The 10068-nt window shown below is 36.8% G+C and carries 5 protein-coding genes and 2 pseudogenes; all 7 read right to left on the bottom strand.

From position 1 onward, the window contains the following. Window positions 1–683: pseudogene (locus tag ACFIK2_RS08900) on the bottom strand (ABC transporter substrate-binding protein); the annotation flags it as partial. A 1625-nt stretch (window positions 684–2308) separates the two neighbouring features. Then, entirely contained in the window at window positions 2309–2935 is a 627-nt protein-coding gene (locus ACFIK2_RS08905) for a DNA-3-methyladenine glycosylase I (protein ID WP_375655418.1), read from the bottom strand. Beyond that, window positions 2913–4343: an exodeoxyribonuclease VII large subunit gene (gene xseA / locus ACFIK2_RS08910; RefSeq protein WP_375677189.1), complete on the bottom strand. Its 1431-nt coding sequence runs from the start codon at window positions 4341–4343 to the stop codon at window positions 2913–2915. Before xseA ends, ACFIK2_RS08905 begins: the two co-directional genes overlap by 23 nt. Window positions 4344–4744: 401 nt before the next feature. Continuing rightward, window positions 4745–6376 carry an ABC transporter substrate-binding protein gene (locus ACFIK2_RS08915; RefSeq protein WP_375677190.1) on the bottom strand — a complete coding sequence of 544 codons (1632 nt, stop codon included), beginning with the start codon at window positions 6374–6376 and terminating at the stop codon, window positions 4745–4747. A gap of 152 nt (window positions 6377–6528) precedes the next feature. Continuing rightward, window positions 6529–6654, bottom strand: coding sequence for a hypothetical protein (locus ACFIK2_RS08920; RefSeq protein ID WP_375635010.1), 126 nt, complete (start codon window positions 6652–6654; stop codon window positions 6529–6531). Window positions 6655–7274: 620 nt separating this feature from the next. After that, window positions 7275–8906, bottom strand: a complete 1632-nt coding sequence (locus ACFIK2_RS08925) for an ABC transporter substrate-binding protein (RefSeq protein ID WP_375677191.1) — start codon at window positions 8904–8906, stop codon at window positions 7275–7277. A gap of 870 nt (window positions 8907–9776) precedes the next feature. Next, window positions 9777–10068, bottom strand: a pseudogene (locus ACFIK2_RS08930) (ABC transporter substrate-binding protein); the annotation flags it as partial.

The raw sequence follows: 10068 nt of genomic DNA on the forward strand, positions 1-10068 counted from the left end.
AATCTGCTTCAGTTTAGGCGCTTGTCCCCAATAGTGAGAGCTTGCACGCAACAAAAGAGCTTCTCCAGGGCGCCAACTTTTTAACTGATAAGGACCAACACAAGCAGCATGACTTTTCAAATACTGATTTCCAAAATCGCCATCTTTTTCGTGTTTCATAATTGTCTTACGATCAAGCAAAGCTGTTGCCGGACTTGCAACAATATTATTAAGAATGAGCTCTGCTGGATAAGGCTTATCAAATTTCATTACCACCGTTTTTTCATCAACAGCTTGCAAAGCATCATCAACATTTTGCTCTGTAATACCATATTCATTAAAAATTGCCGCATTACCCATCTTCAATTTGACAATCCGCTTCATACTCCAAAGAAGATCATTGGCATTGGCTGATCTGCCATTATTAAACTTCAAACCATCACGCAAATGAAAAGTAATCACCGTACTGTGATCNCATCTGTCGCAGTACTGACCAAATTATCACAAACATTGCGAACAATTTCACTTCCATAAACATCATTAAGTTGTGCGGGATCAAACGTACTGATTGCATCAAGATTCCAAGCCATCACAAGGGTATAAGCCGGTGTTTTTGCTGAAGCTTGTTGTGCAACCATCGCCAATGCCATAAGAACAGAAACAAGAGAGCTGCTACTTTTCAATATTGTTTTCTTCAAGTTCATGAACTTTTCCCTTTATTTATTTTTATCAATTAATGACGCTGAAATAATATAGCAAATTTATAATTATAACATTGAATAAATACGTTCTAATCGCCTATATTTCTAATCACCTACACAGAATCATCTACTTGATAAAGTCATTGACTTACGTCTCAATAAACCATAGCGAACATGCAATATATGTTTTGCTAACCAGTATTACATTCTTTTCATAACCTCTTTGCATATGATAATGCACTATATCAGTTCCCTATTAATCATCAATAAGCCTTGTCGCCCAAAAAAAATAGTGAGCTTAAAAAAAATCATTACGCAAAAATTTATGAATTCATTATTCTATTCCTTTAAGCGACATTTAAAATAAAATATGCAAACTTTAAAAATAGTCATCCCCCTCAAACACTCAGTTTCAAGATGCGGCGCATCTTTACTACATGACCAAAACGACACTGAAACAGCAGAAAGACATAAGAAAATATCTTTTCTAAAACGCTACCCCCCACAAAAATCTGCTTAATCTTTTGAAAACTAAGTGTCAAAAGTTTTACGTTTTTACCAACAAAACCCAACGCGTTAACAAAGATAAAGGAAAAATGAGAAGAAGCATTCCTTCCACGCTTTATCTTTTGAGAAATAAAGCTTACAATAAAAGAATATACACTAAAATGCATCCCCCCATTGATAAAAACAAAATTTATTAGACACTTTCCCCCCAAAGACATAACGAATATAAAACCTTCTAAACTTTAGTGTGCATCATTGCTTTACCACTATAAAAATAGAACAGAAAGCAACATACCGCAAAAACTCTTGTTTCCAGCGGAAACATACAGAGATTCAACGAAGCAATGCAGTGAATACCAATCTGTCTGAGCTTAAGTATCCTCCCAAAACTGGAGCTCACACGCAGCAAAATTCCTCTCTAGTGAAGGAAAGTTATCAGATAATAAAACCTAACACAAGCAGCTTGAGTCATTTAACTTCAATTTTTCATCGCTGCATTTCATTTTATATTGCCTAGGTAAGCATTGGGCAATCGACCTACATATAAATAAACCAACAGTCATACAAGCAAAGTAAAACAATGCAACAACAGCACCCCATCTAAAAACCACTTTGCATTCGTCAATAAACATGAATAAAATATTCATTAATTATAACGGTCATGTCACTAACGGAAATAAAAACACCTCTTCTGAACCATTACAAATGCTAAAGACTGTTGACAACATTGAGAGCTAGTAAATGTGTGATGGTGCCGATCTTCTCCTTCATAAGCGTAAAGATGGAGTGCACGATGGATTTACTGTCATAGTATTCATGAGCTGCGTCGCAAAATGGGCTTTGGTGTAACTAGATGTTTCTTTAAAACATACAAGACATTACCATTATCTCACTTCAGATACATAACAGTTAAGATATCACTCCTTTTTGCGTCTGTTTTTTCATCCTCAAAATTATACCTTTATCGTTTTTAGTGCCAACAACAATAGAAAATCATTAATATTGTATAGTTTGTATATTTCAATTATCTTATACAGCGGAATTGTATAATTTATACATTTATTAAATAATTCAATTATTATCCTATTAATCATTATTCTTACAAAAGAAAGTTTGCCAATTTATCGACAAAAACATCCTTCAAGATGATCATTAACAATTCCTACGGACTGCATAAAAGCATAACAAATTGTGGGGCCAACGAATGTCCAACCACGTTTCTTCAAGTCTTGAGAAAGACGAAAAGAAGCAGGTGTCATAGGGTTAGCTAACAGTGTTTGAAAATCTATTTTTTCATAACGCTCCGATTGTGGTGGTTGAAAAGACCAAAAATAGTGGGACAAACTCCCCCACTCTGTTATAATTTCTTGTGCTCTCAATGCATTATTAAGCACTGATTGAATTTTTCCTTGATGGCGAACAATGTCTTTATTCTGCAATAACATTTGCACCTTTAGCTCATCATAATGAGCAATCTTTTCAAAGTCAAAGTGATCAAATGCAACGCGAAAAAAAGAGCGTTTTTTTAAAATTGTAAACCAAGAAAGCCCCGCTTGGAAACCTTCAAGACAAATTTTCTCAAACAAACGAATATCCTCAAAAACAGGCTTTCCCCATTCGGTATCATGATAAGCACAATAAAGTGGATCCGTTCCAGCCCATGCGCAACGAACTTTTCCATCCACTCCCTTAAGAAGACCTTCCGCAAGCATGGCATTAACCGTATTAAAAGAGAGTTCCTTGATCATCGCTTGGCGACTTTATCTGCTTGTGTTTTGATCTTTTAGCGGAAATAGGCTCTTGTGTTGCAACACTGATATCTCCATCAAAAAAGCGTAAATTTATTTGCCCTGTTTCAGGAAACTGAACCAATCGTTTAATGGGCTTATGATCTTTCCCCAAAGCCAAAACAAAACCGCGCTCCAAAATATTCTGATATGAAGTGCTTCTTAAAAGCCTAGATACTACCTCTAACCCAGCACGTTGTTTTTCCACACTACGCACAAAAGCACGCTGAAGACGTGCCGTATATTCCTTTGTATTGCGTTGTGCTTTTTCACTATTTAACAAACGCGGTGAAAGACGCACACCAAGTGCATGAAAAGAAAAACGTTTTTTATCGTAGCTTACACAAAGAGCACGCTGCAATCGACTTGAAGTTTCATCCAAACCACGCCGTGGTAGAGCAAAAAGTTGATCGGCAGTCGGAAGAGCTCGTAGAGTAGCACGCAATTTTTGTCGATAAAAATCCAAATAACGCGCGAGTCCCTTGCGCAAACGTGCATCAAGCGATGCCACCAGCACCTCGAGATCAAGCTTAACAGGAACAGCCCGTTCTGCTGCGGCGGTAGGAGTTGGAGCGCGCCAATCAGCCACATAATCAATCAAGGTCCAGTCCGTTTCATGCCCAACAGCAGAAATAACAGGAAGAGAAGATTCATAAACAGCACGAACAACAGCTTCGTCATTAAACCCCCACAAATCTTCTAAACTTCCCCCTCCCCGTGCAACAATAATAAGATCAGGTTTTGGAATAAGTCCACCTGGACCAAGAGCATTAAAACCTTCAACAGCAACAGCCACTTCCCTCCCACTTGTTTCCCCCTGAACACGTACAGGCCAAACCAAAATATGCAACGGAAAACGATCGGATATACGATGAATAATATCACGAATAACAGCACCTGTTGGTGATGTTACAACGCCTAAAATTCGAGGCATATAAGGCAAAGGTTTTTTCTTTTCTTCATCAAACAAGCCTTCTTCTAAAAACTTTTTCTTACGATTTTCAAGAAGTGTCATCAAAGCACCAACCCCCGTTGGTTCAAGAGCCTCAATGACAATTTGATATTTCGATGACCCTGGATAAGTTGTAAGTTTACCAACAGCAACTACTTCCATCCCTTCTTCAGGAGGGAATTTGAGCTTTTCCATAACTCCACGCCAAATAACAGCTTCCAACCGTGCCTTATCATCTTTTAAAGCAAAATAAGCATGTCCCGAAGCATGAGTACCACGGTACCCTGATATCTCCCCACGCACCCGTACATAACCAAACTTTTCTTCAACAACACGCTTTAGAGCCCCTGCTATTTCGGAAACAGTGAATTCTGCCACATTTGTTACACCTGTTTTTTCACTAAACAAACTTACCATTTTTCAATTCTTTACGCCCGTTTCTGTGAATCTTTTTGAAACAACACATCTTTAAACTTTTGATTTATAGCTTCATCAAAATACCCATAACACCGGCTAGAACAGCTTATATTTTTAATTTCAAATCGATTATCAGGGTTGTAAAAAAAAACTTGAAGCCGTTGTATGGGGATGTCTAGAGTCATTATTTCATCCGAAAATTGTATCAATAGAAGTTAAAATATTCAATCCTACATCCACACAAACGCATCTTTCATAAGAATTCCTGAAATAAAATTCTCGATACAACATAGTAATCCATTCCCGATAAAATTCAACGTATTGCAAAGTGTTAAAGAGCTTTGCAATACATCAAATATATCATGATCATGTTTTTTATATTTTATAAACTTGATACCTTCTTATTTTTCAATTGCACTATAAAAAATACGTGGTGCACTATTCCACACCCATTTTTTTACATCAGGTGTCATAGCAATAATATTATATGTCTGATAGATAAACGCATAAGGTCCTTTTTGCATTAATTCACGCTGTAAATCAGCATACATTTGTGCCCGTTTCCGTGGATCTTTTTGAAACAGAGCTGCCTGAACCTTCTTATTCATATCTTCATCCAAATAGCCGTGGCACCAACTAGGATAGCCTGTATTTTTAGCCTCAAACCGATTATCAGGATTTGAAATAAAACGTGAAGCCATTGTATGAGGATCCGCAGAAGAATTATTCCATCCTATAAAAATTGTATCAAAGCTACGTGCATAAAGTTTGGAAAACAACTGTGTACCGATAAAATGTTCAATCTTAAAGTGCACACCTATCTTTTTTGCATTATCCTGAATAGACTGAGCAATAGGCAAAGCAAAAGGATAAGGAGATTTTCCTGCAAAAATATTGGCCTCAAAACCATCTGGATAACCTGCTTCTGTTAAAAGCTGCTTGGCTTTTTCAAGATCAAGTTTAAAGGGTTGCCCTTCTTTTTCATCCAAAGCCCCAAAATTACCAAGAGGAATAAAGCTTGCCCGTGGAATGCCAACATCTTTAAGAAGAGTCTTTCCCAGAGTGTCATAATCGATCAAATAACGCATTGCCAAACGCACCTTTTCATTGGCAAAAATAGGATTTGTCGTATTGAACCCCCATACTATCAGGGATGGAGCCAACACTTTTTCAATCTTAATATCTGTTGTTTTTTGGAGATCTGCTATATTCTCTGGCGTTAAATTACGTGCCACATCAATATCGTGTTTTTCCAACAACAAACGTTGTGTTCCAGGCTCAGCAATATGACGAATTAAGATCTTCTTCAATTTTGCTGGCTCTCCCCAATAATGGGTACTTGCACGCAACAAAATTCCTTCTCCAGGACGCCAACTTTCTAACTGATAAGGACCAACACAAGCAGCGTGACTTGCCAAATAGCGATTTCCCATATCACCATCTTGTTCGTGTTTCATAAGTGTCTCACGATCAAGCAGAGCAACAGTACGATTCCTAGAAATATTGCTCAGAATAAGTTCTGCTGGATAAGGTTTATCAAATTTCATCACCACTGTTTTCTCATCGGGTGCTTGAAAAGCCTTATCAACATTTTGTTCTGTGATACCATATTCATTAAAAGTTGCCGCATTAGATAGCTTCAATTTGACAACCCGCCTCATTCCCCAAACAAGATCATGAGCACCAGCAGACCGACCATCATTAAACTTCAAATCATCGCGCAAATGAAAAGTAATCACCGTACTCTGGTCATCGCTTACAACATCCCAACTCTTTGCCAAAGAAGGAACGATTTTAGCTCCATCATTTTTAGCAGAATCAACCAAATTATCACAAACATTGATAACAATTTCAGCTCCATAGCGGTCATTGAGTTGCGCAGGATCAAAATTACTGATCGCATCAAGATCCCAAGCCATCACGAGGGTATCAGCAGGTGTTTTTGCTGAAACTTGCTGCACAAATATCCCAAAAGCAATAAAAGCAGAAATAAAACAACTGCTCCTTTTTAATATTTTTCTTTTTAAATTCATAGACTTATCTCTTTAAAGTTTGTTGTATAAATTTTCCTTGTAACAGTAACGTGCAAAAATAAAAAAAATCAGGCTTTTAAAGCACACCTCCTAAAGATAAAATATCAAACCCTTTAAACAGCAGGAGCAACTCCTTGAGCAATATTGGTAAACTAAAGCAAAAGAGACAACGAAAAATGATCTGATAAACAATGAATAATACCACAAATGACAGCGCCTGTTGGTGATGTCACAGCACCCATAACTTTGATCATACAAGCCAAAGATTTTTTTATCACATCAAACAGGACTTCTGCTTTAAAAGTCTTTTTGCTATTTTCTCAAAAGAGTTCTCAGAGAACCAACTTCAGTTGCTTTAAAAGCTCACTCATCCTTCGATATTTTGACAATTCTCATAAGTATAGTTTCTAACCATAGCCATTCCACTCCTTCCTCACAAGGACATTTGGACTTTCCAGGACCCATACTAAAGGGCAGTCTCAGCATCTCATCATTTTTTAAGGAAAAGCGGTATAATTTGAAGCACCAGCTCCACAATAATCCCATTTTCCCCCAACGCACCTGCATATAACTAACTTTTTTCTCAATAGCACATTTTAAGGTCCCTCACTTTTTCTACAAAATACTAAATTCTGCTCATATTCAGTATGCCCATTTCTTAAACCGGCAAATTTATTATTTTTTCTTCACTTAAGATTGAAATCTACAATCTTAATATCTATGTATAATTATTCTATAAAAATGCATAGTCCCTCTCTAAAGAAGAGTACCTTCGAGTTACTTTATAATGCACTTTACCGATAAACTTCGATATTTTGCAAAGCTTTAAACTCTATGCAAAACACCGAAGTTATTATCATCACATTCACTGTTGTATATTACAACATTTTAAACGTGCTTATTTTTCAATGGCATTATAAAAAATACGTGGTGCACTATTCCACACCCATTTTTTAACATCAGGTGTCATAGCAATAATACTATATGTCTGATAGATAAACGCATAAGGTCCTTTTTGCATAAAATCACGCTGTAAATCGGCGTACATTTCTGCCCGTTTCTGTGGATCTTTTTGAAACAGAGCTGCCTGAACCTTCTTATTCATATCTTCATCCAAATAGCCGTGGCACCAACTAGGATAGCCTGTGTTTTTAGCCTCAAACCGATTATCCGGATTATAAACGAGACGTGAAGCCATTGTATAAGGATCTGCAGAATCGTTATTCCATCCCATAAAAATTGTATCAAAGCTACGTGCATAAAGTTTGGAAAACAACTGTGTACCGATAAAATGTTCAATCTTAAAGTGCACACCTATTTTTTTTGCATTGTCCTGGATAGACTGAGCAATAGGTAAAGCAAAAGGATAAGGAGATTTCCCTGCAAAAATATTGGCTTTAAAACCATTTGGATAACCTGCTTCTGTTAAAAGCTGCTTGGCTTTTTCAAGATCAAGTTTAAAGGGTTGCCCTTCTTTTTCATCCAAAGCTCCAAGATTACCGATGGGAATAAAGCTTGCCCGTGGAATACCAACATCTTTAAGAAGAGTCTTTCCCAGAGTGTCATAATCGATCAAATAACGCATTGCCAAACGCACCTTTTCATTGGCAAAAATAGGATTTGTCGTATTGAACCCCCACATTATCACAGATGGAGCCAACACTTTTTCAATCTTAATATCTGTTGTTACTTGGAGATCTGCTATATTCTCTGGCGTTAAATTACGTGCCACATCAATATCGTGTTTTTCCAACAACAAACGTTGTGTTCCAGGCTCAGCAATATGACGAATTAAGATCTTCTTCAATTTTGCTGGCTCTCCCCAATGATAGGAACTTGCACGCAACAAAATCGCCTCTCCAGAACGCCAGTTGACTAATTGATAAGGACCAACACAAGCAGCGTGACTTGCCAAATAGCGATTTCCCATATCACCATCTTGTTCGTGTTTCATAAGTGTCTCACGATCAAGTAAAGCAGCAACACGAGTAGTAAGAATATGGCCAAGGATGATCTCTGCTGGATAAAGCTTATCAAATTTCATCACCACTGTTTTCTCATCGGGGGCTTGAAGAGTAGAATCAATATTTTGTTCTGTAATTCCATATTCGTTAAATATAGCTGCTGCAGACAACTTCAATTTAACAACCCGCTTCATCCCCCAAACAAGATCATGAGCACCAGCAGGCCGACCATCATTAAACTTCAAATCATCACGCAAATGAAAAGTAATAACTGTACCCCCACCCTCATTTGAAACATCCCAACTCTTTGCCAAAGAAGGCGCTATTTTAGCTGCATCATCTGTAGCGGAATCGATTAAGTTATCACAAATATTAGCAATAATTTCATTGCCATAACGTTCATTGATCTGCGCAGGATCAAAAGTCTCAATTGAATCAAGATTCAAAGCCATTACAAGGGTATCAGTAGGTGTTTTTGCTGAAACTTGTTGCACAAACATCCCCATTGCAAGAACAGCAGAAACAAAAGAACTGCTCTTTTTCAATATTTTTCTTTTCACGTTCATAGAATTTTCCTTTTAACGTTTATTGTATAAATTTCCCTGCAGCAAAACGTGCTTAATAATTAAGTTTAGACGAACTATAGGCTTCTAAAAACTAAGTTTTAAAATCTTTAAGAACAAACACCTCTTGCCAATCACTTCTCCTGCCCACACTTATAAGCCAAACCAAAACACTCTGATATATAATGAACGCTCACCAACAATAGAGCTTATTCACGATATCATAACGCCTACTATTGAAGACTATAAGACTAAGATTCCTTTTTTCTCTTGTATCTTGTTTCTTCTAATATTTCTAATTTCATCAAAGCACTATCCCTATTTATTAAAGTACTTTAATAATAAAGAGCCTTCATAAGAATTTGAAACTTCGGTAAAACAGGAAAATTCGTCAATTTGCCAAGTAAAACGACTTTTATTCCTTTTTCAAAAGAAAAATTCGAATTTTTTCATCACTCCCCGTAAAATAATACCCTCCAATTAGCATTTCCTCATCCTTCAAAGCAAAAGACAATACGGATACTATTAAAAACTGATATTTCTCGTGTTTCCCCATAACAAAACTTTTCTTGCACATCGTAAAGTCTTTGCTTCTTTAGCAATGCTAGCTTCTGCAACAGTTGTTGCAATAATTTTTCAGTAAATAAACTGACCACTTTTCAATTCAGAGAAACTGAGATATTCAGTCTTAACATCTACACAAACATATCTTTAATAAAAATGCCCCCTTTTAAATAAAGATCTTGAAAAGACATTTAGTATATCCCTCCCTATTCACGATCTTCGACGTCTTGCAAAACTTTAAAACTTATGCAAAACGCCAAATATATTATGGCTATGCTCTTTATCTATTTGACAGCATTGAAGACACACTTATTTTTCAATTTTACTATAAAAAATTTGTGGCGCACTATTCCAAACCCACTTTTTGACATCAGGTGTCATCGCGATAACAGTATATTTCTGATAGATAAACGCATAAGGACCTTTTTGCATCAGTTCACGTTGTAAATCAGCATAGATTTTCGCCCGTTTTTGTGAATCTTTTTGAAACAATGCCTCTTCAACCTTTTCATTCATCTTGGCATCAAAATACCCATGCTGCCAACTAGGATAGGCTGTGTTTTTTGCCTCAAACCGATTATCCGGATTATAAACAAGACGT

The organism is Bartonella sp. AP88XZML, from assembly GCF_042195565.1.
Lineage (GTDB): Bacteria > Pseudomonadota > Alphaproteobacteria > Rhizobiales > Rhizobiaceae > Bartonella.

What these genes read in the sequence shown, in the direction of transcription:
- ACFIK2_RS08905 (WP_375655418.1), bottom strand. Translation starts at nt 2,935, where the DNA reads ATGATCAAGGAACTCTCTTTTAATACGGTTAATGCCATGCTTGCGGAA.
- ACFIK2_RS08915 (WP_375677190.1), bottom strand. Translation starts at nt 6,376, where the DNA reads ATGAATTTAAAAAGAAAAATATTAAAAAGGAGCAGTTGTTTTATTTCT.
- ACFIK2_RS08925 (WP_375677191.1), bottom strand. Translation starts at nt 8,906, where the DNA reads ATGAACGTGAAAAGAAAAATATTGAAAAAGAGCAGTTCTTTTGTTTCT.
- xseA (WP_375677189.1), bottom strand. Translation starts at nt 4,343, where the DNA reads ATGGTAAGTTTGTTTAGTGAAAAAACAGGTGTAACAAATGTGGCAGAA.